This is a genomic window from Mesorhizobium sp. AD1-1, from assembly GCF_020164655.1.
In the GTDB taxonomy this organism is placed as follows: domain Bacteria; phylum Pseudomonadota; class Alphaproteobacteria; order Rhizobiales; family Rhizobiaceae; genus Mesorhizobium; species Mesorhizobium ciceri.
In genome coordinates this window covers 108,892-134,566 of sequence record NZ_JAIUGP010000006.1, presented here as the reverse complement: position 1 = coordinate 134,566, position 25,675 = coordinate 108,892, and the positions used below count along the sequence as shown (strand labels likewise).

Annotated in this window: 15 protein-coding genes; 10 read left to right on the top strand and 5 right to left on the bottom strand. The window is 64.1% G+C overall.

What is annotated here, in order from left to right; translation table 11 throughout:
• Window positions 1-21: 21 nt before the first annotated feature.
• Together hutC and LB519_RS13920 are read right to left on the bottom strand one after the other, a co-directional pair.
• Window positions 22-759: a histidine utilization repressor gene (hutC, locus tag LB519_RS13925; protein ID WP_224620265.1), complete on the bottom strand. Its 738-nt coding sequence runs from the start codon at window positions 757-759 to the stop codon at window positions 22-24.
• Window positions 756-2,108 carry a formimidoylglutamate deiminase gene (locus LB519_RS13920; protein ID WP_224620264.1) on the bottom strand — a complete coding sequence of 451 codons (1,353 nt, stop codon included), beginning with the start codon at window positions 2,106-2,108 and terminating at the stop codon, window positions 756-758. The genes hutC and LB519_RS13920 overlap by 4 nt, the downstream gene beginning before the upstream one ends.
• A 98-nt stretch (window positions 2,109-2,206) precedes the next feature.
• Here LB519_RS13920 and hutI point away from each other — a divergent pair, with 98 nt between their 5' ends.
• From hutI to LB519_RS13880, 8 genes are all read left to right on the top strand, one after another.
• The gene (hutI, locus tag LB519_RS13915; RefSeq protein WP_224620263.1) at window positions 2,207-3,442 is read left to right on the top strand and encodes an imidazolonepropionase; all 1,236 of its coding nucleotides are present in this window, start codon (window positions 2,207-2,209) and stop codon (window positions 3,440-3,442) included.
• Window positions 3,439-4,980, top strand: a complete 1,542-nt coding sequence (gene hutH, locus LB519_RS13910; RefSeq protein WP_063171878.1) for a histidine ammonia-lyase — start codon at window positions 3,439-3,441, stop codon at window positions 4,978-4,980. The genes hutI and hutH overlap by 4 nt, the downstream gene beginning before the upstream one ends.
• Complete coding sequence (gene hutG, locus LB519_RS13905; RefSeq protein ID WP_224620262.1) at window positions 4,980-5,798, top strand: N-formylglutamate deformylase; 819 nt, start codon at window positions 4,980-4,982, stop codon at window positions 5,796-5,798. The genes hutH and hutG overlap by 1 nt, the downstream gene beginning before the upstream one ends.
• A 26-nt stretch (window positions 5,799-5,824) precedes the next feature.
• On the top strand, window positions 5,825-7,495 hold the full coding sequence (hutU, locus tag LB519_RS13900) for a urocanate hydratase (protein WP_013532300.1): 1,671 nt from the start codon (window positions 5,825-5,827) through the stop codon (window positions 7,493-7,495).
• An 85-nt stretch (window positions 7,496-7,580) separates the two neighbouring features.
• Window positions 7,581-8,168 (top strand): HutD family protein, encoded by a 588-nt coding sequence (locus LB519_RS13895; protein WP_224620261.1) that lies wholly within the window; start codon window positions 7,581-7,583, stop codon window positions 8,166-8,168.
• Between the two features lie 266 nt (window positions 8,169-8,434).
• Window positions 8,435-17,017: a GH36-type glycosyl hydrolase domain-containing protein gene (locus LB519_RS13890; protein WP_224620260.1), complete on the top strand. Its 8,583-nt coding sequence runs from the start codon at window positions 8,435-8,437 to the stop codon at window positions 17,015-17,017.
• Window positions 17,018-17,527: 510 nt separating this feature from the next.
• A complete protein-coding gene (locus LB519_RS13885; protein WP_013532297.1) occupies window positions 17,528-19,309 on the top strand; it encodes a glucan ABC transporter ATP-binding protein/ permease in 1,782 nt (593 codons plus the stop codon).
• A 107-nt stretch (window positions 19,310-19,416) separates the two neighbouring features.
• Window positions 19,417-20,193 (top strand): heme ABC transporter permease, encoded by a 777-nt coding sequence (locus tag LB519_RS13880; RefSeq protein ID WP_027162453.1) that lies wholly within the window; start codon window positions 19,417-19,419, stop codon window positions 20,191-20,193.
• 21 nt (window positions 20,194-20,214) lie between these two features.
• On the opposite strand, the gene LB519_RS13875 is transcribed toward LB519_RS13880, so the two are convergent.
• The gene (locus LB519_RS13875; RefSeq protein WP_224620377.1) at window positions 20,215-21,273 is read right to left on the bottom strand and encodes a D-TA family PLP-dependent enzyme; all 1,059 of its coding nucleotides are present in this window, start codon (window positions 21,271-21,273) and stop codon (window positions 20,215-20,217) included.
• A gap of 190 nt (window positions 21,274-21,463) precedes the next feature.
• Here LB519_RS13875 and LB519_RS13870 point away from each other — a divergent pair, with 190 nt between their 5' ends.
• Window positions 21,464-22,150: a D-lyxose/D-mannose family sugar isomerase gene (locus LB519_RS13870; RefSeq protein ID WP_224620259.1), complete on the top strand. Its 687-nt coding sequence runs from the start codon at window positions 21,464-21,466 to the stop codon at window positions 22,148-22,150.
• Window positions 22,151-22,235: 85 nt separating this feature from the next.
• Here the strand turns inward: LB519_RS13870 and LB519_RS13865 are convergent, their stop codons facing one another.
• Entirely contained in the window at window positions 22,236-23,240 is a 1,005-nt protein-coding gene (locus LB519_RS13865; protein WP_224620376.1) for a L,D-transpeptidase, read from the bottom strand.
• Between the two features lie 290 nt (window positions 23,241-23,530).
• On the opposite strand from LB519_RS13865, the gene LB519_RS13860 reads away from it, so the two are divergent.
• The gene (locus LB519_RS13860; protein ID WP_013532292.1) at window positions 23,531-23,749 is read left to right on the top strand and encodes a hypothetical protein; all 219 of its coding nucleotides are present in this window, start codon (window positions 23,531-23,533) and stop codon (window positions 23,747-23,749) included.
• Between the two features lie 202 nt (window positions 23,750-23,951).
• On the opposite strand, the gene LB519_RS13855 is transcribed toward LB519_RS13860, so the two are convergent.
• Complete coding sequence (locus LB519_RS13855) at window positions 23,952-25,631, bottom strand: hypothetical protein (RefSeq protein ID WP_224620258.1); 1,680 nt, start codon at window positions 25,629-25,631, stop codon at window positions 23,952-23,954.
• Window positions 25,632-25,675 lie beyond the last annotated feature (44 nt).

Genomic DNA, 25,675 nt, shown 5'->3' with positions numbered 1-25,675 from the left:
CCACGTGGGGGGAGGTCAGCCTCACCCCTGCGGCCTGAACCTCGCCACCAGCGTGTGGCTCTCGGCCGCGTAGGTGAAGCGCACATGGGTGACCGGGTGCTCGGCACTCCACGTCCGTCGCTCGACCACCAGGCAGGGCGCACCGGTTTCTATATCGAGTGCAGCCGCGATATGCCTGTCGGCGGCGACAGCGCGAATCCGGTGCTCGGCTTCGCTCCACGGCACGCGGCCAATCAGCCATGGTCCTGGTGCGGTGGCCACGAATTCCTCGTCCGCTGCCTCGGGCACGGCGGTGAGATTGATCAGCCGCTGTTCATGCGCGAACGGCCGCTCGCCGGCGAAATGACCGCACTCCAGCGCCAGCACCGGTCCGGCCACGCCGAGTTCCAGCAGCGCGCGATCCCCGGCGCTGCTGCGCCTTTTGTGTCGGGCGACGCGCTCGTAGCGATAGGGCAGGCCGAGCGCTTCGACCTCGATGCGGATATCGTGGATTTCCAGCACCGCGGCCTGCGACTGCGGCCGGCGCACAAAGCTGCCTGAGCGGCGGCGGCGCTCGATCAGTCCGGCCTTGGCAAGCTGCGACAGCGCCTTGTTCACCGTCATGCGCGAGCAATTGTATTGCACGCTCAACTCATGCTCGAACGGGATGCGATGACCGGGCGCCCAGGCGCCGGACAGGATTTTCTCGCTGATGTCGGAGAGGATGCGCTGGTGCAGCGAGCCGCCGCCTTCCGCGTCCACAGTGCCGGCCATGCTCATGCCGAAAGCGCCGTCATCACGTTGCGAAAACGCTCAGCGATGGCCTCTCGCTTCACATGCCTGCCGCCGCTAACCTGTTTGCGGCCATGCACCCAGACGCAGTCGACCTTGCTGCCATTGGCGAAGATCCAGGCGTCGAGGATCGCGTCGCCGGTCTTGCCTGCCAGCGAGAGATTTTTGGGATCGAGCGAGACGAGATCGGCGGATGCGCCGGCGGCGATCGCGGAAGCGCCGGCGCCAAGCGCGACGCTGCCACCGTCGAGTGCGGCGTCGAACAGTGCGCGGCCGGTCGAGCCGCCGGCGACCGCCAGCACATTGCGGGCGCGGTGGGCGAGACGCTGCGAATATTCGAGCTGGCGCAACTCGTCGGGCAGGCCGATGAGCACATTGGAATCGGAGCCGACGCCATAGCGGCCGCCATGTTCCCTGAACAGCGGCGCGGCAAAAGTGCCGTCACCGAGATTGGCCTCGGTGATCGGGCATAGGCCGGCGATGGCACCGCTTTTGGCCATGGCAACGGTTTCAGCATCGGTCATGTGGGTGGCGTGGATCAGGCACCAGCGCTTGTCGACTTTGGCATTGGCCAGCAGAAATTCGACCGGCCGCGCGCCCGACCAGGCAAGGCAATCCTCGACTTCTTTCACCTGCTCGGCAATGTGGATGTGGATAGGCCCGTCCGGCGCCAGGGCAGTCACGTCAATCAGTTCTTCCGGTGTCGCGGCGCGAAGGCTGTGCGGAGCGACGCCGACAACAGCCTGATCCAACGCGCGAACCGATTCGCGGCATTTCTCAACAAGCCGCGAGAATCGATTCACATCGTTGATGAATCGCCGCTGGCCCTCGTTTGGTGCGGCACCGCCGAAAGACGAGTGCGCATAAAACACCGGCAAAAGCGTCAGGCCGATGCCTGCCTCGCCGGCCGCGGCCGCAATGCGCTCGGCCATCTCGGCTGGGTTGGCGTAGGGTTTTCCATCGCGGTCGTGATGCAGATAGTGAAATTCGCCGGCGCGGGAAAAACCGGCCTCCAGCATCTCGACATAGAGTTGTGCGGCAACCGCCTCGACCTGATCGGGCGTCATCGACAGGGCGAAACGGTACATCACCTCGCGCCAGCTCCAGAAACTGTCGGCGGAGGGGCCGCGAAGCTCGGCAAGGCCGGCCATGCCGCGCTGGAAGGCGTGGCTGTGCAAATTGGGCATGCCGGGTAACAGGATCGCGTGACGTTCGTCGCCGGCTGCCGCAGCAGCGCCAGGCTGAACGGCTGTGATGCGTCCCTCGGCCAGGGTAAGCCGCACATTTTCGCGCCAGCCATCGGGAAGGAGCGCCTGTTCCGCAAAGATTGCTGCCACTTTTCTCTCCGGTTCTCTGTGTCTCATGCGATGAAGGCACTTGCAGTGCGTTTCAATATGTATATACATAATCGTCATCGATTGAAACGGAAAAGATGATGGCTGCAAAGAGCAAAAGCCGGGCAGGGGATCTTCGTCTGTGGCGCAATGCGCGGCTGGCGACAATGGCCGACGGGTCCGCCGGACTTGGCGTCGTCGAACATGGCGTGGTCGCTGCGCGTGACGGCCGCATTGTCTATGCCGGCCCCGAGTCGGAGCTGCCCCCGACACTTGCCCTGGCCGCCGAAACGGTCGATTGCGAGGGCCGCTGGATCACGCCTGGCCTGATCGATTGCCACACCCATCTGGTCCATGCCGGCAACCGCGCCAACGAATTCGAGATGCGGCTGGCCGGCGCCACCTATGAAGAGGTCGCCCGGGCCGGCGGCGGCATAGTCTCCTCGGTCAAGTCGCTGCGCGCCGCCAGCGAGAGCGAACTGGTCACCCAATCACTGCCACGCCTCGATGCGCTGATCGCCGAGGGCGTAACGACCGTGGAGGTAAAATCAGGCTACGGCCTGGACCTCGAAAACGAGAAGAAGTCGCTGCGTGCCGCACGACAGCTGGGCAACCAGCGGCCGGTGACGATCCGCACGACCTTCCTCGGCGCCCACGCGCTGCCGCCGGAAGCCAAGGGTGACAAGGACGCCTTTATCGATCTGGTCGCCAAGGAAATTCTCCCGGCGGTTGCCGCCGAGGGGCTGGCCGATGCCGTCGACGGTTTCTGCGAGGGCATCGCCTTTTCGCCGGAACAGATGGCGCGCGTCTTCGATGCTGCAAAGGCGGCCGGCCTGCCGGTCAAGCTTCATGCCGACCAACTGTCCAATTTGCATGGCGCCGAACTCGCCGCCCGTTACGGTGCGCTGTCGGCCGACCATCTCGAATACACCGATGAGGCAGGTGCAGCGGCGATGGCCAAGGCCGGAACCGTGGCGACGATCCTGCCCGGCGCCTACTATTTCATTCGCGAAACCAAGAAGCCGCCGATCGGCTTGTTTCGCCAGCACGGCGTCAAGATGGCTGTCGCCACCGACAACAATCCCGGCACTTCGCCGCTGACCTCACTGCTTCTGACCATGAACATGGCCGCGACCCTGTTCGGCCTGACCGTCGATGAATGCATTGCCGGCGTCACCCGGGAGGCGGCCCGCGCGCTTGGTTTGCTGGGAGAAACCGGCACGCTGGAAGCCGGAAAATCCGCCGACCTGGCGATCTGGAACATCGAGCGCCCCGCCGAACTCGTCTATCGCATGGGCTTCAACCCGCTGCATGCCCGCATCTGGAGAGGACAATGACCGAACTGACCCTGAAGCCCGGCAATGCGACGCTGGCCGACTGGCGCGCCATCTATCGTGGCGCCGTGCCCAAGCTGGACGATGCCTGCCGGCCGAAAATCAAGGCGAGCGCCGAGGCCGTCGCTAGGATAGTCGCCAAGGGCGAGCCGGTCTATGGCATCAACACCGGCTTCGGCAAACTGGCCAGCGTCCGCATCCCGGCCGAGGATCTCGAGACCTTGCAGCGCAACATCGTCCTGTCGCACGCCGCCGGCGTCGGCGAGCCGATGCCGGTTGCCGTTTGCCGGCTGATGATGGCGCTGAAGCTCGCCAGCCTGGCGCAGGGCGCGTCGGGTGTGCGGCCGCAAACCATCGAGTTGCTGGAAGCGATGCTGGCCAACGACGTCATCCCGGTGGTGCCGGCGCAAGGTTCGGTCGGCGCCTCCGGCGACCTTGCCCCGCTATCGCACATGACGGCGGTGATGATCGGCGTCGGCGAATGTTTTACCCCACATGGCCGTTTCCCGGCCAAGGTCGCCTTCGTCTCGCATGGACTGGAGCCGGTGGCACTGGGCGCAAAGGAGGGCTTGGCGCTGCTCAACGGCACCCAGTTTTCGACCGCCTATGCGCTGGCCGCCTTGTTCGAGGCCGAAGTGCTCTACCAATCGGCGCTGGTCGCCGGTGCCCTGTCGACCGACGCGGCAAAAGGCTCCGACGCCCCCTTCGATCCGCGCATCCATGTGCTGAGAAAGCATCCCGGCCAGATCGAGACGGCCGACGCCCTGCGCAATCTGATGGCCGGCAGCGCCATCCGTGAATCGCACCGGGTTGGCGACGAACGCGTGCAGGATCCCTATTGCCTGCGCTGCCAGCCGCAGGTGATGGGCGCTGCACTCACCGTGCTGCGCCAGGCGGCCGACACGCTGGGCACCGAAGCCAACGGCGTCACCGACAATCCGCTGATCTTCGCCGAGGATGACACCGCGCTTTCCGGCGGCAATTTCCACGCCGAGCCGGTGGCCTTCGCCGCCGACATGATCGCGCTCGCCGTCTGCGAGATCGGCTCGCTGTCGGAGCGCCGCATCGCCATGCTTGTCGATCCGGCACTTTCCGGCATGCCGGCCTTCCTGACGCCCAAGCCCGGCCTGAACTCCGGCTTCATGATCCCGCAGGTGACGGCGGCGGCGCTCGTTTCCGAAAACAAGCAGAAAGCCTATCCGGCATCAGTCGATTCGATCCCCACCTCGGCCAATCAGGAGGACCATGTTTCGATGGCCGCGCACGGCGCGCGCCGGCTGATCGGCATGGTCGAGAACGCCACCGCGGTGATCGGCATCGAACTGCTGGCCGCGGCCCAAGGCTGCGATTTCCACGCGCCGCTGGCGTCGAGCGACGCCCTGGAGGCGGTGCGCAGGCTGGTGCGGGCCGAAGTGCCGCATCTCGACAATGACCGCCATTTCCACCCCGATATGGAAAAAGCCATCGCCATGGTGCGCAGCGGTGCGACCATCGAGGCCGCCGGCGGTGTGGCTCTGCCGTCGATTTCCGGAGCGGTGTGATGGCAAGCGCGCCCTGGCTGACGGTCACGCCCGGCACAGCCCCGTTGCTGGTGTCGATACCACATACCGGAGTCGACCTCGCCGGCCTTGAGAATCGGCTGGTCTCGCCCTGGCTCGGCCGCCGCGACTGCGATTGGTGGATCGATAATCTCTATGATTTTGCCGCCGGCCTCGGGGCGACGGTGGTGCACACCGCGATCTCCCGCACCGTCATCGACGTCAACCGCGATCCCTCCGGCGCCTCGCTTTACCCCGGCCAGGCGACGACGGGCCTTTGCCCGACCGAGACCTTCGATGGCGATCCGCTCTATCGCGAGGGCGAAGAACCGGGGCCGTCGGAGATCGACGAGCGTCGCGAGGAATTCTTCGTGCCGTACCATGCCGCCTTGCACGCCGAGATCGACCGCTTGCGTGGCTTGCACGAAAAGATCGTGCTCTATGACTGCCACTCGATCCGTTCAGTGCTGCCGCGTCTGTTTGAAGGCACGCTGCCGGTTTTCAATCTCGGCACCAATGACGGCAGGAGCGCCGATCCGACGCTGCAGGCGATGGTCGGCCAGATCATGGCCGAAACCGGTGAAACCTTTGTCATCAACGGCCGCTTCAAGGGCGGCTGGATCACACGCCATTTCGGCCAGCCGCAACAAGGCGTGCACGCACTGCAGATGGAACTCTCCAACCGCATCTATATGCGCGAGCCCGATGGCAAGGGCACGCCGGACAATTGGCCGGTGCCCTATGACGCCGAGTTCGCAGCACCGATCCGCGCCACCCTGCGGAAAATCCTCGAGACCGCGACATCCTGGGCGCGCGTCTGACATCAGATCCTTTATGGAGTGACGCCATGAACAATCCTCGCCACAACATCCGCGAAGTCCGCAGCCCGCGCGGCACCGAAATCAGCGCGCGCTCCTGGCTGACGGAAGCGCCGCTGCGCATGCTGATGAACAATCTCGACCCGGATGTTGCTGAAAATCCCAACGAACTGGTCGTCTATGGCGGCATCGGCCGGGCGGCGCGCACCTGGAACGATTTCGACCGCATCGTCGCCTCCTTGAGGACGCTGGCCGATGACGAGACTTTGCTGGTCCAGTCGGGCAAGCCGGTCGGCGTCTTCCGCACCCATCCGGACGCCCCGCGTGTGCTGATCGCCAACTCCAATTTGGTGCCGCACTGGGCGAATTGGGAAAAGTTCAACGAGCTCGATAAGAAGGGCCTGATGATGTACGGCCAGATGACGGCCGGCTCGTGGATCTACATCGGCACGCAAGGCATCGTGCAAGGCACCTACGAGACCTTCGTCGAGGCCGGCCGCCAGCACTACGGCGGCAATCTCAAGGGAAAATGGATCCTGACCGGCGGTCTCGGCGGCATGGGTGGCGCCCAGCCGCTCGCCGCCGTCATGGCCGGCGCCTGCTGTCTCGCCATCGAATGTAACCCGGACTCGATCGATTTTCGCCTGCGCACCCGCTACGTCGACGAGCGCGCCGAGACGCTCGACGAGGCGCTGGAAAAGATCGAACGCTGGACCAAGGCCGGCGAGGCGAAGTCGGTCGGCCTGCTTGGCAATACGGCTGAGATCGTCCCGGAGATGTTCAGGCGTGGCATTCGCCCCGATATGGTCACCGACCAGACCTCGGCGCATGATCCCATCAACGGCTATCTGCCGAAGGGCTGGACGATGGCCGAGTGGCGCGAGAAGCGCGTCAGCGACCCCAAGGCGGTCGAGAAGGCGGCGCGCGCTTCCATGCGCGAACATGTCGAGGCGATGGTGGCGTTCTGGAACGCCGGCGTGCCGACGCTCGACTATGGCAACAACATCCGCCAGGTGGCCAAGGAGGAGGGGTTCGAGAACGCCTTTGCCTTCCCCGGCTTCGTGCCGGCCTATATCCGTCCGCTGTTCTGCCGCGGCATAGGTCCCTTCCGCTGGGCAGCTCTGTCGGGCGATCCGGAAGATATCTACAAGACCGACGCCAAGGTGCGCGAACTGACGCCCGGCAACACCCACCTGCACAACTGGTTGGACATGGCGCGCGAGCGCATCGCCTTCCAGGGCCTGCCGGCGCGCATCTGCTGGGTCGGCCTTGGCGACCGCCACAGGCTCGGCCTCGCCTTCAACGAGATGGTGGCCAAGGGTGAGCTGAAGGCGCCTGTCGTCATCGGTCGCGATCACCTCGATTCCGGCTCGGTCGCCTCGCCGAACCGCGAAACGGAATCGATGAAGGACGGATCGGACGCGGTATCCGACTGGCCGCTGCTCAACGCGCTGCTCAACACGGCGTCGGGCGCCACCTGGGTGTCGCTGCACCATGGCGGCGGCGTCGGCATGGGTTTCTCGCAGCACGCCGGCATGGTCATCGTCGCCGACGGCACGCGCGAAGCCGCCAGGCGCCTGGAGCGGGTGTTGTGGAATGACCCGGCGACCGGTGTCATGCGCCACGCCGATGCCGGCTACGAAATCGCCGTCGAATGCGCCAAGGAGCACCAGCTCAACCTGCCCGGCATTCTCGGGTGAGAAACGTCCGGCCGCAGGCAGGCGAAAAGCCGCGGAATCGGCTTTTCGAGTTTCGAACGCCCGTAACCATAGCGGAGGGCTAGGCATGCGCATCCTGCGGGCAGCCGAATACCGGTCGATGCCGTGGAAGAACGGCGGCGGCGTGACGACGGAAATCGCCGTCTCGCCGCCCGGTGCCGGGCTAAACGATTTCGACTGGCGCGTGTCGATGGCGCGTGTCGAATCGAGCGGTCCGTTCTCGCAATTTGCCGGCATCGATCGCACCCTTGCCGTGCTCGAAGGCGAGGGCATCGTCCTCGAGATTGCGGGCTACCCGCCGAGATCTATAAACAGGACGACCGCCCTGTTTTCTTTCCCGGCCGACGCGCAGACCTCGGCCGCGCTGATCGGCGGACCGATCACCGATCTCAATGTCATGACCCGCCGAAGCCGGATGACGCATTCGGTCGAACGCCTGGTGATTTCGGCCCCCGTGGAAATCCGGACTGAAGCCGGCACAACGCTCATCCTGTGCTTGGACGGCGACATCAGTGTGCCCGCCGCTGAACCGGTTCGCCTCGGGCCGCTTGACACTCTGCTGTCCGGGCCGGTCAGCACCGGCCTGCTTGTCCAACCCGCCCATGAGGCAACGCTGTACGTGATCCGGATCCGCGCCATCGCCGGCAACGATTAACGCTTGTTTCCAAACATGATCGCGGTACCGGCGAAATATAGCGTAAGCTGCTGGCGGCATCACGAAAAAGCCTGAATCCTCTCCGCCGATCTGGCTGGCGGGAAGTGGGGTGCTTGTCTTTGAGTTTTGCTGAGAGACGACGCCCTGTCGTGGTGCGGAAACAAACTTTCGGCAAGTGGGGTTTATGCAACCAATTGCATTTGAACCGGTTTTAGGGCCATTGCCGTGGCGGTGACGCCGCTCAGTGCCCGCTTACGGAATTTTCAATGAATATTCAGACGAATCCTGCCCAAATCGAGAAGACAAGCGCGAGCTTCCCGGCCATCACCGAAGAGCCGATCCGCTCCAATTACCTGCCCGAAGAGCGCCTTCGGCTGCTCGGTGAAAGCCTGGCGAAAGGCGACCTCACCGATCTGTTCGGGCTGACGCCCTTCGATTTTCAGGCCCGTATCCGCGACAGCGCCAAGAAGATTTTGGAAGTCTACCGGTCGACCAATGCGGCGCAGGCGAGGGGCGAGACGATCACGCCGGCGGCACAATGGCTGCTCGACAACAATTACCTGGTCGAAGAGACCATTTTCCAGGTCAAGCGCGACCTGCCGCGCCGCTTCTATCGCCAGCTGCCGACCTTGAAACTGCCTGACGGCGGCAGCGTGCCGCGCGCGCTGGCGCTGGCCTGGACCTATGTCGCACATTCGGACAGTTCCGTTTCGGCGACGATGTTCAAGTCCATCGTCCAGGGTTTTCAGTCGGTCGAGCCGCTGAAGATCGGCGAACTCTGGGCGCTGCCTTCGCTGTTGCGCTTCGTGCTGATCGAAAATCTGCGCCGGCTGGCGGTCAGGGTCAATCGAACCCGTCAGATGCGTCAGATCGCCAACGATGTGGCCGACAAGGTCCTGGCCACCGACGACAGCGCCGACCGGCAGTCGATCCTGTCCAATTTCAGCGCCCACGCACAGGACACCACCTTCGCCACCCAGCTGCTCTATCGCCTGCGCGATGGCTCGCAGAATGCCGGCAAGGCTCTGGAATGGCTGGAAGGCGAGCTCGAAAAGACCGGCTCCGATGCCGAGGAAATCATCATTTCCGAACATCACACGTTGTCCAGCGGCAATGTGACGACGGGCAACATCATTCGTGGCCTGCGCCTTATCAACGACGTCGATTGGACCGTGTGGTTCGAAGGCGTCAGCCGCATCGACACCGTGCTGCGCGAGCGCACCGATTTCGCCGCGCTCGACTTCTTCTCGCGCGACCAGTACCGGACCGCGATCGAGGAATTGGCGCGCCGCTCGAACCTTTCGGAATATCGCGTCGCCGAGAAGGCCATCGAGCTGGCCGGCCACGCCGCCAGCGATGGCGACGGCGACGTCGTTTTAACCGGGTCGGCCCACACCGATGTCGGCTTCTTTCTCGTCGGCCCACGCCGGCTCGAGCTGGAGAAGGCGATCGGCTATCGACCCACCGTCAGCCAGACAGTCAAGCGCGCCTTCCGCAAGACCGGCTGGCTCGGCATCGTCGTACCCGTGTTTGCGCTGACGGCGCTGCTTCTCGTCCTCTCCGGCAACGCACTCGCCAATCTCGGCCTGTCGGTGCCCTCGATCGTCCTCATGCTGGCGCTTTTTGCCGTGCCGGCCAGCGAGGGCGCGCTCGCCTTCTTCAACACGGTCGTTTCGCTGTTCCTGAAACCGACGCGCCTCGTCGGCTACGATTACCGGCACGGCGTGCCGCCCGAGGCGCGCACGCTGGTGGTGGTGCCGTCGCTGATCGGCTCGCGCGACGATGTCGAGGAAAACATCCGCAATATCGAGGTGCATCATCTCGCCAACACGGCCGATGAAATCCATTTCGCGCTGCTGTCGGACTGGCCGGACTCGAAGACCGAGATCGATGCTGCCGACACCGAAATCCTCGAATTCGCGCGTGCCGAGATCGCTCGCCTCAACGCACGCTATCCCTCCGAAGGCGCGCCGCGCTTCTATATCCTGCACCGGCGCCGGCTCTTCAATGCGGCGCAAGGGTCGTGGATGGGCTGGGAGCGCAAGCGCGGCAAGCTGCATGAACTCGACCTTCTGCTGCGCGGCGACAGCGACACCACGTTCCTGCCGCTCGACGTGCCGCTGCCGGAGAACGTCGTCCACGTGATGACGCTCGATGCCGACACGCGCACCACCCGTGACGCGGTCGCCACCCTCGTAGGCAAGCTCTGCCACCCGCTCAACCGGCCGCATTTCGATGCCAGCAAGCGCGTCGTCACCGCCGGCTACGCGATCCTGCAGCCGCGCATCACCGCGTCGCTGACATCAGGCGACGATGCGTCGTTCTTCCAGCGGGTGTTTTCGGCCAATCGCGGCCTCGACCCTTATGTCTTTGCCGTGTCCGATCTCTATCAGGACGTCTTCGGCGACGGGTCCTTCACCGGCAAGGGCCTCTATCACGTCGACGCCTTCGAGGCCGCCCTGCAGGGCCGCATCGAGGAAAACACCATCCTCAGCCATGATCTGCTGGAGGGCGCGCTGGCGAGATCGGCGCTGGTCACCGATGTCGAACTGGTCGAGGACTATCCGACCCGCTACTCGGTCGACGCCTCGCGCCACCATCGCTGGGCGCGCGGCGACTGGCAGTTGCTCGGCTTCATGCTCGATCCGCGCTCCGGCGTGCCTGCGCTGTCGCGCTGGAAGATGATCGACAATCTGCGCCGCTCGCTGACGCCGATCTTCTGGGTGATGGCGGCGATTGCCGGCTGGACGCTGCTGCCCTTCACACAGGCCGCGCAATGGCAGGCCCTGCTGATCCTCAGCCTGTTCATGGCGCCGACATTCGACATCGTCAACGCCATCCTGCCCAAGAGCGGCGACCAGACGCCACGCGGCCATTTCTCGGCCCTGGCACGCGACGTCGCCTTCGGCACCGCCATGGTGGCGCTGAAGATCGTCCTGATGGCGCACAACGCCTGGATGATGGGCGATGCCATCGTGCGCACGCTCTATCGGTTGTTCGTCAGCCGCCAGAACCTTTTGGAATGGCGCACCGCCTCGCAGGCGCACAAGGCGGGCGACAACGATGTCGGTTCCTATTACGGCATGATGTATGGCGCCGTGATCATCGGTTTCGTCGGCCTTGCCATTCCGGTGCTGGCCGATTCGACCGGCGCCTTCGTTGCCTTCTTCTTCGCGCTGTTCTGGATTGGCTCGCCCGCCATCGCCAGCTGGATCAGCCGTTCGGCTGAAACCGAGGATCGCTTGCGCATATCGCAGGCCGATATCCATACGTTGCGCACGGTGGCGCGGCGCACATGGCATTATTTCGAAAGCTTCGTGACGGCAGAGCATCACCATCTGCCGCCCGACAATTTCCAGGAAAGCCCGGCGCCGGTGGTGGCGCCTCGTACTTCGCCGACCAATATCGGCGTCTACCTGCTGTCCGTCGTTTCCGCCCGCGACTTCGGATGGATCAGCCTGTCCGACGCCATCACCCGCATCGACGCCACCATGGCCACGATCGAGGGCATGCCGCGTGAGCGCGGTCACCTCTTCAACTGGTACGACACCACGACGCTGAAGCCGCTCTATCCGCTCTACATCTCGGCTGTCGACAGCGGCAATCTCGCCGGCCATCTGGTGGCGGTGGCGGCGGCCTGCGCCGAATGGGCCGAGGCGCCCTCCGTGCACCTCCAGGGCGATTTCGAAGGCATTCTCGACACGGTCACCATCCTCAGCGAAAGCCTCGATGATCTGCCCGACGACCGCCGTCAGTTGCGCCCGCTGCGCCAGCGCCTCGCCGACCGTCTCGACGGCATGCGGCGCGCTGTCGACACCATCAAGGCGCAGCCCGAAATGGCGTCGATCCGCACCATCAACCTGGCCGTGCTGGCCGGCGAGATCCGAAAATTGGCCACCGCCATCCATACCGAGGCGGTGTCGCCCCAAAGCGACGTCATCGTCGACTGGGCGGCAAGGCTGGAAGCCACCTGCGAAGCGCACGTCCATGACGCGCACAGCGACGACAATGCCGTCGAGGCGCTGCGTGCCAAGCTGCTCACCTTACGCGAGCGCACCCGCCGCTATGCCTTCGAGATGGATTTCTCCTTCCTGATGCGGCCGGAGCGCAAGCTGCTGTCGATCGGCTACCGGGTCGAGGAACACCAGCTCGACGAAAGCTGCTACGACCTTCTGGCTTCCGAAGCGCGGCTGACCAGCCTGTTCGCCATCGCCAAGGGCGATCTGCCGACCGAGCACTGGTTCAGGCTTGGCCGGCCGATCGTCGAAATCGGTTTCCAGGGCGCGCTGATGTCCTGGTCCGGCTCGATGTTCGAATATCTGATGCCGCCGCTGGTCATGAAGGAGCCGCAGGGCTCGATCCTCAACCAGACCAGCAAGCTGATCATCAAACGCCAGATCCAGTATGGCCGCCAGAAGAACGTGCCGTGGGGCATTTCGGAGGCCGCCTACAATGCCCGCGACCGCGAACTGACCTACCAATATACCAATTTCGGCGTTCCAGGCCTCGGGCTGAAGCGCGGTCTTGGCCAGAACACGGTGATCGCGCCTTACGCCACCATACTGGCGGCCCAGTTCAATCCGCGTGAAGCCGTGCTGAATCTCGCCCGATTGCGGGAGATCGGGGCGCTCGGCCGCCACGGCTACTACGATGCCGTCGACTTCACGCCGCAGCGCGTGCCGGAAGGCACGGACCATGTCGTCGTCCAGAATTATATGGCCCACCATTCGGGCATGTCGATCGCGGCGGTTGCCGACGCCATCTTCGAAGGTCGCATGCGCGACCGCTTCCACAGCGATCCGGTCATCGAATCGGCCGAACTCTTGCTGCAGGAGAGGGCGCCGCGCGACATCCCGACCGCGACCGTCAGGACCGAGGCCGACGAACGCTCCAAGGACGAGACCGAAGTCGACAGCCCCGACACCCGCATCGTGCTCAATCCGCTGCAGTCGCTGCGGTCGACCAACGTCATGTCGAACGGCCGCTATTCGGTGATGGTCAGCGCGACCGGCTCGGGCTACAGCCGCTGGGGCGATCTCTCCGTCACCCGCTGGCAGCCGGATCCGACCGAGGACCGGCTCGGCTCCTACATCTTCCTGCGTGACGCCGGCACCGGCGACTGGTGGTCGGCTACAGCCGAACCGAAGCGAGCCGCCGAGGAAAAGGCGCAGACCTTGTTCTCCGACGACAAGGCGAGCTTCGTCAAATCGGTGGGCACGTTGCGCTCCGAGGTCGAATGCATCGTCATCTCGGAAGGCAATGGCGAGGGCCGTCGGGTCACGCTCTACAATGACGGTCCGTCCGACCGTCACATCGAAGTGACCTCCTTTGCCGAGCTGGTGCTCGGCCTGGAGGCGTCCGACAACGCGCATCCGGCCTTCTCGAAGATGTTCGTGGAAACCGAAATCTCTGCGAACAACGCGGCGATCTTCGCCACGCGGCGCAAGCGCGAGACCAGCGAGCCCGATATCGCCATGGTGCATTTCGTCACCGATCCGTCCGGATCGGCGCGCGACGCCGAGGCCGAGACCGACAGGCGCGCCTTCATCGGCCGTGGCCGCACCATCGTCGACGCAGCCGCTTTCGACCCGGGCGCCAGGCTGGGCGGCCACTCAGGCTTTACGCTCGATCCCGTCGCCTCGCTGCGCCGCCAGGTGCGCGTGCCGGCCAACAAGAAGATATCGCTGACCTTCTGGACGGTTGCCGGCGCCGGCCGTGCCGAACTGGACGAAGCCATCGCCCGCCTCGACCATCCGGAGAGCTTTGCCCGCCAGGCCATGCTTGCCTGGACGCGGAGCCAGGTGCAGACCCGCCACATGGGCCTCAGCCTGACCGATGCCGCCAATGTGCAGAAGCTGGCGCGCTATCTGATCTATCCGGATCCGTTCCTGCGTCTTCCCGCCGAATCCATCGCCTCGGGGCTGGGCAAGCAGTCGAGCCTGTGGCCGACAAGCATTTCCGGCGATTTCCCGATCTTCCTGGTCAGGATCGGCGATGTCGCCGATCTCGAAATCGTCGCCCAGGCGCTGCGGTTCCAGGAATATATGCGCACCCGCGGCATGATGATCGACTTCGTCGTCGTCAACGAGCAGGCGTCCTCCTATGTCCAGGACCTGCAGCGGGCGGTCGAGACGCTGTGCGAAAACAGCCGTCTGCGCGGCAAGGAGCTCGGGCCGCGCCAGCACATTTTCGCGGTGCGCCGCGATCTTATGGACGAGACCACCTACAAGACGCTGCTCGCCGTCGCCCGCGTCGTCCTGCACACGCGCAACGGCACCATCTTCGACCAGATCGAGCGCGCCGAGGCGGCGGCCCTGCAGGCGCGGGATGCTCTGGCAACGTTGCCGATTCCGCGTGAATTGCCGTCGCCGACACCCACGACGCATACTCCTGCCTCGCAGGCGGTGGCCAATGTCAGCGCCGATGGCAGCGGACTCAGCCAATGGAACGGCTTTGGCGGTTTCGACGGCGACGGACGGCACTATGTCGTGCGCCTGGCCGGGCGGCGCACGACGCCGCAGCCGTGGATCAACGTCGTCTCCAACGCCTCGTTCGGGTTCCACACCTCCGCCGAGGGCGCAGCCTTCACCTGGAGCCGAAACAGCCGCGACTACCAGTTGACGCCATGGTCGAATGATCCGGTCTCGAACCGCCCGGGCGAGGGCCTCTATATCTACGATCAGGCCAGCGGCAAGGCATTCTCGCCGCTCGCCGCCATGGTGCGCGATCCCTCGATGACCTACGAGGCCTGGCACGGCCAGGGTTTCTCGACCTTCCGCTCGAAGCGCGGACCGTTGTCGATGGACCTTACCCATGTCGTCGATCCGGTCGATTCCCTGAAGATCTCGCGGCTGCGCATCCAGAATTCCGGCTCGGTGCCGGCGCGGCTGCGTGTCTATGCCTATGCCGAATGGGTGCTCGGCGGGCATCGGTCGCGCACTGCGGCAACCATCGTCCCGTCGCGGGACGCGGCAACCGGTGCGCTGCTGGCACAAAACCCCTATGGGCTGGATTTCGGCGAGCGTGTGGCCTTCCTGGCGGCCGACGGCGGCGTCCATTCGGTGACCACAGACCGATCGGAGTTCCTGGGCCGGCATGGTTCCAGCGAGCTACCGCAGGCGGTGCTGAGCGGTGCGGCGCTGTCTGGCCGTGTCGAGGCCGGCGACGATCCGTGCGCGGCGCTTGCCCGCGACGTCGAGATTCCGGCAGGCGGCGACGTGACGCTGCTCTGGCTGCTCGGCGACGCCGAGTCGGTCGAGGAGGCGAGCGCGCTGGTGCAGGAGCATCGGGCCAAGGACTTCGACCAGCGATTGGCCGACAATGAGCGCGAATGGCGCGGCTTTCTCGACACCATCCAGGTCGAGACGCCCGACAAGGCGCTCGACGCCATGGTCAACCACTGGCTTCCCTATCAAAGCCTGGCCTGCCGCATCCGCGCCCGCTCGGCCTTCTATCAGGCCAGCGGTGCCTTCGGCTTCCGCGACCAGTTGCAGGATACGCTGGCGCTGCTGGCGCATGACCCGCAGCTGGCGCGCGACCAGATCCTCAACGCGGCGCGGCGGCAGTTCCCCGAAGGCGACGTGCAGCATTGGTGGCTGCCGCGCACGGGTGCTGGCGTACGCACGTTGATCTCCGACGACGTAGTCTGGCTTGCCCACGCTACGGCGCGCTATTTGCTGGTCACTGGCGATGCCTCCATCCTCAAGGAGCAATTGGCCTTCATCGATGGACAGCCGCTGGGCGAGGGCGAGCACGATGCCTTCTTCACCCCGGAAATTTCGAAGAAGACAGCGACGCTCTACGACCACTGCGCGCGTGCGCTCGATCTCGCCATCAAGCGCAGCAGCCCCGCGGGCCTGCCGCTGATCCTCGGCGGCGACTGGAACGACGGCATGAACCGCGTCGGCGAGCACGGCAAGGGCGAGAGCGTCTGGCTCGGCTGGTTCCTGTTGAAGACGCTGGGCGATTTCGCCCCCGTCGCCAAGACCGAGGGTGATGCCAAGCGAGCACAGGCCTGGGCAAAGCATGGCGATGTTCTGAAGCGGGCGCTGGAGAGCACCGCATGGGACGGCGAATGGTACCGGCGCGGCAGTTTCGACGACGGCACGCCTTTGGGGTCTCGCAACTCGCAGGAGTGCAAGATCGACTCGATCGCCCAGTCTTGGAGCGTGCTTTCGGGAGAGGGCGATCCGGCACGCTCGACGACCGCGATGGAGCAAGCAACGAAGCTGCTCGTCGACGACAAGCTGAAGATCGTCAAGCTGTTCACGCCGCCATTCTCGAAGACGGAAAAGGACCCCGGTTACATCAAGAGCTATCCGCCTGGCGTGCGCGAGAATGGCGGCCAGTACACCCACGCCGCCACATGGTTCGTCATTGCGCTTGCCGAGATGGGGCAGGTCGACGAGGCCTATCGTTGTTTCTCGATGCTGAATCCCGTCAACCACGCGACCGACGAGGCCACGGCCGAGCACTATCGAGTGGAGCCCTATGTCGTGGCGGCCGACATCTATGCCGGGGACGACAATGCCGGCAACGGCAAGGGCGGCCGTGGCGGCTGGACCTGGTACACCGGCTCTGCCGGCTGGCTCTACAGGGCTGCGGTCGAAGGCATTCTGGGCATCGAACGGCGCGGCAAGCGTGTCCAGTTCAAGCCGAAGCTGCCAAGCCACTGGGATGGGTACTCGGCAAATCTCAAAATGCTGGGGGCGGAACTCAAGGTTCGCGTCATCCGCGACAATAAGGCCAAGGCCGTGTCGCTGGAGGTGAATGGGGCAAAGACCAAGGCTTCGGCAGTCGAGCTGAAGGACGGCGAAGTTGCCGAGGTGGTCATCAGGATCCCGGCCTGAGGCCTGTTGCCCAAAAAGCATGCGCTCGGAGCGGGGGTCCGGGCCGCGACTTTTGTCACCACGGCGGATGAGAGGCCCCATCCCGCCTGGCGTTGCCGTCTGCCGTTGACGGGCATCTCGCCGAGAAGTCTATGAAATCAAAGGCTTGAGGCGTCCCATAGGAGTAGCCGCGAGCGGTGAGGGTTTGGCCACCCTTCGCCTGGAAGGGCATCCTGCAGCTTTGTTTTGCTTTATACTTCGCGAAAGGCGATTTCGGCCTCAGTCATCCGCCCGACATTGTTGCTGATTAAAATTATGGCAGCACGTGCCAACTGCCATGATTTCGCCGCATGCCTGACATTTTACCTGTCTTCTCAAACCGTTAGGTGATCACGGCAGATTTCGGAACGTCGCCATCTTTTGTTCGCTCTAAGGGAACTGAAGGGGTACACGGCCATTGTTTTGCGACGTATCAACCGGTACGAATAAAATGATGCAGTGCACAATAAACAGCGTGGCGGAGTAACTGGGGTGACCCTTCTGCAAATCTACTGGCGAGCTCTCGGTTATCTGGCCGCGGACAGGAAACGCGTTGCGTTGATCTGTTCGGCCAACGTGGCTCTCGCCATCGTAGCGCTTCTCGAGCCGATTATGTTCGGTCGCGTCATCGGCGCCATCTCCGAGCGTGGCTCTGTCTTCACCACGCTGGTCATGTGGGCCGGTCTCGGCGCCTTCAACATCGTTGCCTTCGTCATGGTGGCGCGCGGCGCTGACCGCTTTGCCCACGCGCGGCGCAGCGAAGTGCTTTGCGAGTCGTTCGAGCGCGTGATCACCATGCCGCTCGCTTGGCACCATCAGCACGGCACCTCCAATGCGCTGCACACGATGCTGCGTGCCGTCGAAACCCTGTTCAGCCTTTGGCTCGAATTCATGCGCCAGCATCTGTCCACGGCTGTCGCCCTCGTGCTGCTGGTTCCGACCGCGATCAGCATGGACCTGCGCATGTCGCTGGTGCTGCTTGGCCTCGGGCTGCTCTATGTCGGCATCGGCCGGATGGTCATGCGCCGCACCAAGGCGGGCCAGGCTGCGGTCGAGCGCCACTACCACAAGGTGTTCGCGCATGTGACCGACTCGGTCAGCAACGTTGCGGTGCTGCAGAGCTACAATCGGCTCGGCCACGAGGCCGATACGCTGCGCCGCTACGTCAAGAACCTGCTCGACGCGCAGAACCCTGTGCTCGACTGGTGGGCGCTGGCCAATGCCTTGCACCGTCTGTCATCGGCAATCTCGATGCTGATCGTGTTGTCGATCGGCTCCTATCTCGTGACTCATGGTCAGTTGGGTGTCGGCGACGTCATTGCCTTCACCGGTTTTGCCACGATGCTGATCGCTCGCCTCGACCAGATGTCGGCTTTCGCCAACCAGATTTCCGAGGCCCGTGCCAAGCTCGAGGATTTCTACCATCTCGAGGACTCCGCGGCTGATTCCGCCGAGCCGGACGGCTTGCGCGATCTTTCCAACGTCACCGGCCATGTCCGCTTCGAGAATGTCGGCTTTGAATTCGCCAATTCCGGCCAAGGCATCGACGACGTGTCCTTCGAGGTGCAGGCGGGCCAGACCGTCGCCATCGTGGGCCCGACGGGTGCCGGCAAGACCACGCTCATCAACCTGCTGCAGCGTGTCTTCTCGCCGTCCCATGGCCGTATCCTGATCGACGGCATCGACACCCGCACCGTGACCCGCAAGTCGGTGCGCCATTCGATCGCCACGGTGTTCCAGGATGCCGGCCTGCTCAACCGCTCGATCGAGGACAACATCCGTGTTGGCCGCGCCGATGCAAGCAATGACGAGATCCATGCCGCCGCCAATGCGGCTGCCGCACAGGACTTTATCCTGTCCAAGAGCAATGGCTACGACACGGTGGTTGGCGAACGTGGCGGCCAGCTGTCGGGCGGCGAACGTCAGCGCATCGCCATTGCCCGTGCCGTGCTGAAGGACGCACCGATCCTGGTGCTCGACGAGGCGACCAGCGCGCTCGACGTCGAGACCGAGGACCGCGTCAAGGAAGCGATCGACGAACTGCGCCGCGACCGCACCACCTTCATCATCGCCCACCGCCTGACCACCGTTCGCGACGCCGATCTGGTCGTGTTCATGGACAAGGGCAGGGTGGTCGAGATGGGCGGCTTCACCGAGCTGTCGCTGCGCAATGGCCGCTTTGCCAGCCTGCTGCGCGCTGGCGGCCTGCTCAACGACGAGGAGGTCCGCCGCCTCAGCCGCACCGTGCTGCAACAGCAGGAAGCGGCCGCCTGATCAGGCACGTCTTTGCCTTCTCCCACAGGGGAGAAGGCAAAGCGCTGCAGCCCTGCGACACCACCGCTCGATTGCCCCGAACGCCGCGGCGGTTTATGTAGAACCGCATGAGCGACACGACTTCACGCCTGACAAGCTGGATGGATCTCGCCAACCCGACGCGCTTCGTCGGGTTGGCGGACAAGGTCGTGCCGTGGCTGGCCACGATCGCCGCACTGATCCTCGCCGTCGGGCTCTATATGAGCTTCGCCGCGCCTGAGGATTTCCAGCAAGGCATCACCGTTCGCATCATGTACATCCACGTGCCTTTCGCCTGGCTGGCCATGATGTGCTACACGCTGATGGCGGTTTCCGCACTCGGCACGCTCGTCTGGCGGCATCCGCTGGCCGATGTCGCGCTGAAATCAGCCGCCCCCATCGGTGCGGTCTTCACCGCGCTGGCGCTGATCACCGGTTCGATCTGGGGTAAGCCGATGTGGGGCACCTGGTGGGTCTGGGATGCGCGGCTGACCTCGGTCTTCGTGCTGTTCCTGATGTATCTCGGCATCATCGCGCTGACCCGTGCGCTCGACGATGCCAGCCGCGCCGCCTGGGCCGCCGCCATCATCACGCTGGTCGGCTTCATCAACATCCCGATCATCAAGTTCTCGGTCGACTGGTGGAACACGCTGCATCAGCCGGCCTCGGTGTTCCGCATGGGCGGCTCCACCATCGACCCCAGCCTGCTGTGGCCGCTGCTGGTCATGGCGCTCGGCTTCACCGTGCTGTTCTTCGCGCTGCACCTGATGGCGATGCGCACCGAAATCCGCCGTCGCCGGGTGATTGCCATGCGCAGGGTCGCGGCACGGCAGGCGGAGCGCTCTCCCCCTTCTCCCCTTGTGTGAGAAGGCAAGACGCTTCTTAGTTCACCCCATCCTTCCGCGCGCCGCCACAGGCAGCGTTTCCAGCACTTTGTCGCCGTCGACCAGGTTGACCTCGTTGAACAAGTTTGTGACGACGCAGCAATGGTCGGGCACGACACGCACGCGCTCGCCGATGCGCAATTTGCCGTCACCCGAAAGCGTGACGGTGCCGTGCTCCTCGCTCAGGCCCGTCACCCGCGCTCCCGGCACGCCGGGCAACTCGCCGAAATCGGCGAGACCCAGCGTGTCGCTGGACAGCGCCTTGCTGCCAGCATCGAGGATAGCGCGCGTCGCGGTGGGATGGCTGACCACCGTCGACAGCACCGTCAGCGCGCAATCGTCGAGCGTGCCGACGCCTTTGGCGACCTGATAGCGGTCGAGATAGATGTAGGTGCCTGGACGATACTCCGTGACAACAGATGTATCGCTGGAGCGCCACATATCCGGCGTGCCGCCGCTGGAGATGCGTTCGCAGGCGAGGCCCGATGCGGCCAGCGCCTGCTTGGCGTCGGCGAGCCAGGCTTCGGCCTCCGCTGCCCTCCCGGCGGCCGGGTAGGTCATCAGTCCTCCGAAGGCGAGGCCACCGGCTCTGTCGATCTGTCTTGCCAGCGCAACCGCTTCATCGGCCGACTGCACGCCGCAGCGTCCCATGCCGGTGTCGCATTCGACCAGCACCGGTAGACGATGACCGGCATCGGTGAAGGTGGTTGCCAGCCCTTCGAGCGTCTCCATGCTGTCCGCTGTCACCGACAGGGTGACGCGCCCGTGCAGCGCCAGAAGCCGCTCCAGCTTGGCGCGCCCAAGGATGTTGTAGGGGAGAAAAATATCGGCCAGCCCGGCATCGGCCATCACCTCGGCCTCGCCGATCTTCTGGCAGGTGATGCCGACGGCGCCGGCCGCCACCTGCTTCTTCGCCCAATAGGGCAATTTGTGCGTCTTGATATGCGGCCTGAGCTTCAGCCCGTTCCTGTCGGCATGCGCCTGGGCGCGGGCAATATTGGCTTCGGCGCGCGCGGCGTCGATGAGAATCGACGGCGTATCGAGGTCGTGGACGGTCGGCATCATCTTTCACCCCATGAGGAATCCGCGGGTTTTATGGCCCTGAAAATCCGCGATGTCACGCGGCCAGCGAAGCGGATCTGTGGTCCATGCGCCTAAGCGCAAGGCCGGGCAGGCGGCGAGATGGATCGACACCGCATCGACGTTCGGCTATGCGATTTGCCAGACAAATCGATACGAAGGGATCATGATCATGAAGCGCTCCGCCATCAACGACATCATCCGCGAAGCCGACGCTTTCATCCGCTCGTTCGGCTACATCATGCCGCCCTTCGCCTATTGGTCGCCGCAGGAGGCGAAGGCGCGCCAGGTCGACTCGTCGGCGGTGTTCACCTCGCGGCTCGGCTGGGACATCACCGATTACGGGCAAGAGAAATTCAGGGAACTCGGCCTGTTCCTGTTCACCGTTCGCAATGGCCGCTACGAGGACATGAAGAAGGGCATGGGCATGCTCTATGCCGAGAAGATCATGATCTCGCGCAAGGATCAGCTATCGCCGATGCATCGCCACAACATCAAGGCCGAGGACATCATCAACCGTGGCGGCGGCAAGCTGGTGCTGGAACTGTTCATGCACGACCGCGACGGCGGCATCGATCCCAAGGCTGAGGTTTCGGTGCCGGTCGACGGAACCATCCATAGGCTGCCTGCGGGCGGGCTCCTGAAGCTCGACCCGGGCCAGAGCGTCACGCTGCTGCCCGGCGTCTGGCATGCCTTCTGGGCCGAGAGCAAGGACGTGCTGATCGGTGAGGTCTCCACCGTCAATGACGATCTCACCGACAATGTGTTTCGCGAACCGATCGGGCGTTTTTCCAACATCGACGAAGACGTTGCCCCGATCCATCTGCTGGTGTCCGACTACGAGAAGTGGCTGGGGTAAGGGCCGCTCCACGCCCTCGGCGACGCCAGTCACACGACCGTGTGACTAGTCACACGGTCGAAAGTGGGTAGGCCGTAGCGCCTACCTACTGCGATCCCTGTTCGACCGATCCTGCCGCTTCGTCCTTGAAGACGACCTTTGTGCCTTTTTGCACTTCAGAGGCGAGGTCTTCGGCATCCCAGTTGGTCAGCCTGATGCAACCATGCGAGAAGGTCTTTCCGATCTTGCCTGGGTCCGGAGTCCCGTGAATGCCGTAGCTATCGATGGACAAGTCGATCCAGACCGATCCCACCGGATTGTTTGGCCCGGCAGCGATCGTGAAGGGGCGCTTGGTCTTCACCCCCTTGAAGGCAAACTCGGGATCGTAATGATAGGTTGGGTGGTGCACCACGCGTTTGACCTCCGCCTGGCCACTCGGCGCGGGCTTCTCCTGACTTCCGATCGAGGCGGGGTACGTCGCAAGCACTTTGCCGGAAGGGTCAAGCACCCGAACCTGGCGAGCGCTCTTGTCGACCTCGACGCTCGCGATGTCTTGCGGCGGATCACCTCGGGTGACAGCTGGCACGAGCAGCTTTTGCCCCGCCCTCCTGAAGCCGATGCCGGGATTGAGCCGTTCAAGCAGTTGCTCGCTGATGTGGAAGCGCTCCGCCATCTTTTCCAAGGCATTGTGGTAGGCCAGCCTGGGCAGGCGGGCCATCCTCTCCATGCGTGCCGGAATTCGCCTGGTGAACGGCCCATGCACATCCTTGCGTGTCAAATCGTAGGTCTCAATCGCGGGGCGCGAGGAGGTCGCGACCAGCTTGTCCCATGTCTCGCGGGTGAGCTTGCCGTCGGCAGGCAATCCGTTGGCCGCTTGGAACGCACTGACTGCCCGGGTGAAGTTCTCCGCCTGGCGGCCATCGATCAGGCCTGGCGAGAAGCGTGCACGATCCAGGAGGATTTGCGCCTTCAGCACGGTCGCACTGACGCCTTTCGCTTCGCTGCCGTCAAATTGGGCGTTGTTGACGGCGGCCGCGTCCAGTTTTGCCGCCGCCGTTGCATCGCATGCGATGACGAGCATGGCGACCGCGACAAGAACGAGCCTGATCATGGAGGTCACACTCCCGTATGGGCACCTGCTTCTATGACGTCGCACGGCCGATCTGGTTCCATTTCCTGCAGTTGCGTCCGACTGCCGAGTGCCGTGCGCGCAGTGAACCCGGACCAGGAGCACCCGGCGGTGGCGCGGGTGCATTGTTGATAAGGGTCCGCCATCATCAAGATGAATGGCGACTCCCGTCAGCGCATGTGTTGGCTTCAGAACCGCAGAGACCGGAGCGACAACGGGCCAACGCCCGATTGAGTCCGTCTCCACAGGCTCGGTGACCGAGGAGAGCCAGGATGCAATTTCCTGCCCAGAAGAACAAAGGACCGGCTCAACCAGCCGAGGATGAGCGCCAGGCACGGCTTGAGAAAACAGCCAGGCTCAAGCAGCTTCGCTCCTATGCTTCCTGGCTTTCGTCTGACCCAAACGCGCAACTTCACGATGAGATAGACTGCTCCGTGCTGATCGAAGGCGTGGGACGACGCAGCATGGAGCCTTGGCTGATCGGCAGGTGACATATCCGGGCGGCGAGGTTTCCACCGCCAACGACGATCTGGTCGACAATTTGTTTGGCTAAAGCAGTTCACCGTTTCACGGAAACGGCGACCCGCTCTAACTCCTTGTTTTGACGCAATTCCGGACGGAAAACCGTTTCACACTTTTCCTGGAATTGCTCTAGCCGATCGGCCGCAACAGTGGCGACAGGCAGACTTCGCGTCAGTGACAGCAGCCTTGCTGCGCGCTCGTCCTGCACAGGCAGGACGAGGTGATCGGTATGTCCGCCTTGGCCAGCGCCGCTGCAAGGCTTGTCTGCAATGTCGGCAATTCATCGGTCTCGCCGCGCCGTTTCAGGCATTCCACAAGCCCGTGCAATGCCCAGACATTGTTCGGATGCTGGGCACAGCGCTGCACCGTGCCGCTCAGGCCCAGATCGTCGCGATAGACCTGTTCTGCTTCCTGCGCGTGACCCTGGTCGAGAAGCAGCGCCGCCAGCGCATGGCGCGGCGGGTGCATCCAGGCCCACGGCTCGGTGTAGGACAGATTGTCGTCAAGCTCGACCGCCTGCCGCAAATGGCCATACGCCTCCTCATGCCGGCCCTGGTGGTACGCGAGCTCGCCGTCGAGCAGGGCGGCACCGACAGCCAGCGAAGCTTGCGCCGGGTTGCTGAGGAAGCGCCGCTCGGGCGCAATGCCTTTCAGATGCCGATGGAACTCTTCGCGCTCACGTTCAGCCTCAGCGAAATGCTTGAGCGTCGCATGCGCCACACCTTTGGCGTAGCGCTGCATGGCCGCCGTCAGCACATAGAGGCCCGGCTCCTCGGTGACCGGTTCGTCGATGATCTCCTGCCAGCGGCCGAAGCGCACCTGCACATGCGATTTCATCGCATGGTAGCCTTCCACCGTCTGCGTGAGCTTTGGCCGGCCCTGGATGGCGACCACGTCGCGCGCGACCAGGCTGCGCACCCTGTCGGCGGCCCACAGTGCAGGCTGGTGCTGGCCCGACAACATGCAGGTGAACATCATCAGATGCAGATCGTGGCAGCAGCCGAGCAAATAGTAGGTCGGCTCATCGGCATAGGCGAGATAGAGGTCATTGGCGCGCACCGCCTTTTCGCTGGCGCGTTTTGCTTTCTCATACTCGCCGCACAGCACATAGATGTGCCCCGGCATGTGGTTCATATGCCCGGCATCGGGGCACATCTCGCCGAGCAGATCCGCTGACCGCGTGCCGCGCTCCGGCATGGTGGACATTTCCAGGAGATGGATGTGCAGGTGGACGATCGCCGGATGTTGTGCTGCGCCGGCCTCATCGGCAAGCCGGATCGACCGCTCGCAGACGTCGAGCGCCTCGACGACATCGGAATTCGGCGCCGGCGCGCCGGTCTTGAGGTTCCACAGCCGCCGCACCGTGCGCATCATCAGCGCTTCGACCAGCAGTGCCATCACATCATGGTCGTCGGGAAAGTCCCGATACACAAGCCGCATCGCGGCGGCATAGGCGTCATCCCAACGTTCGAATTCCTCCAGGCTCACCCGGTGTGGCTTCTGGAAGCGGGCGGCCAGCGCCTCGATCAGCCGCTTCTCGATCTCACTGGCGGCAGCCGCATTGGCCCTGGCCAGTTGGACATGCTCGAAGCAGCGCTTGGTCGCGCTGTCGGCCTCGGCCTCGCCATGTTCCTTCCAGGTCAGATTGTAGAAAGGTCCAGCGGCATAGGCGATGCCCCAGTGAACCATCGCGCAGTGAGGATCCGTCTCCAGCGCCTTCTCAAAACACTTGATGCCTTCCTCATGGTTGAAGCCGTAGCACCAGTTAAGGCCAATATCGAACCAACGCTGGGTTTCTGTCGAGCGAGTGGAGATGGGGCGGCGGTAGGTGCCGAGGTCGAAGCGGTCCATGTGGTCTCATTCAATTCTGATTGCCAGCGAGCCAGCTCTGGTCA

What these genes read in the sequence shown, in the direction of transcription:
- hutC (WP_224620265.1), bottom strand. Translation starts at nt 759, where the DNA reads ATGAGCATGGCCGGCACTGTGGACGCGGAAGGCGGCGGCTCGCTGCAC.
- hutI (WP_224620263.1), top strand. Translation starts at nt 2,207, where the DNA reads ATGGCTGCAAAGAGCAAAAGCCGGGCAGGGGATCTTCGTCTGTGGCGC.
- hutH (WP_063171878.1), top strand. Translation starts at nt 3,439, where the DNA reads ATGACCGAACTGACCCTGAAGCCCGGCAATGCGACGCTGGCCGACTGG.
- hutG (WP_224620262.1), top strand. Translation starts at nt 4,980, where the DNA reads ATGGCAAGCGCGCCCTGGCTGACGGTCACGCCCGGCACAGCCCCGTTG.
- hutU (WP_013532300.1), top strand. Translation starts at nt 5,825, where the DNA reads ATGAACAATCCTCGCCACAACATCCGCGAAGTCCGCAGCCCGCGCGGC.
- LB519_RS13895 (WP_224620261.1), top strand. Translation starts at nt 7,581, where the DNA reads ATGCGCATCCTGCGGGCAGCCGAATACCGGTCGATGCCGTGGAAGAAC.
- LB519_RS13890 (WP_224620260.1), top strand. Translation starts at nt 8,435, where the DNA reads ATGAATATTCAGACGAATCCTGCCCAAATCGAGAAGACAAGCGCGAGC.
- LB519_RS13880 (WP_027162453.1), top strand. Translation starts at nt 19,417, where the DNA reads ATGAGCGACACGACTTCACGCCTGACAAGCTGGATGGATCTCGCCAAC.
- LB519_RS13875 (WP_224620377.1), bottom strand. Translation starts at nt 21,273, where the DNA reads ATGCCGACCGTCCACGACCTCGATACGCCGTCGATTCTCATCGACGCC.
- LB519_RS13870 (WP_224620259.1), top strand. Translation starts at nt 21,464, where the DNA reads ATGAAGCGCTCCGCCATCAACGACATCATCCGCGAAGCCGACGCTTTC.
- LB519_RS13865 (WP_224620376.1), bottom strand. Translation starts at nt 23,240, where the DNA reads ATGATCAGGCTCGTTCTTGTCGCGGTCGCCATGCTCGTCATCGCATGC.
- LB519_RS13860 (WP_013532292.1), top strand. Translation starts at nt 23,531, where the DNA reads ATGCAATTTCCTGCCCAGAAGAACAAAGGACCGGCTCAACCAGCCGAG.
- LB519_RS13855 (WP_224620258.1), bottom strand. Translation starts at nt 25,631, where the DNA reads ATGGACCGCTTCGACCTCGGCACCTACCGCCGCCCCATCTCCACTCGC.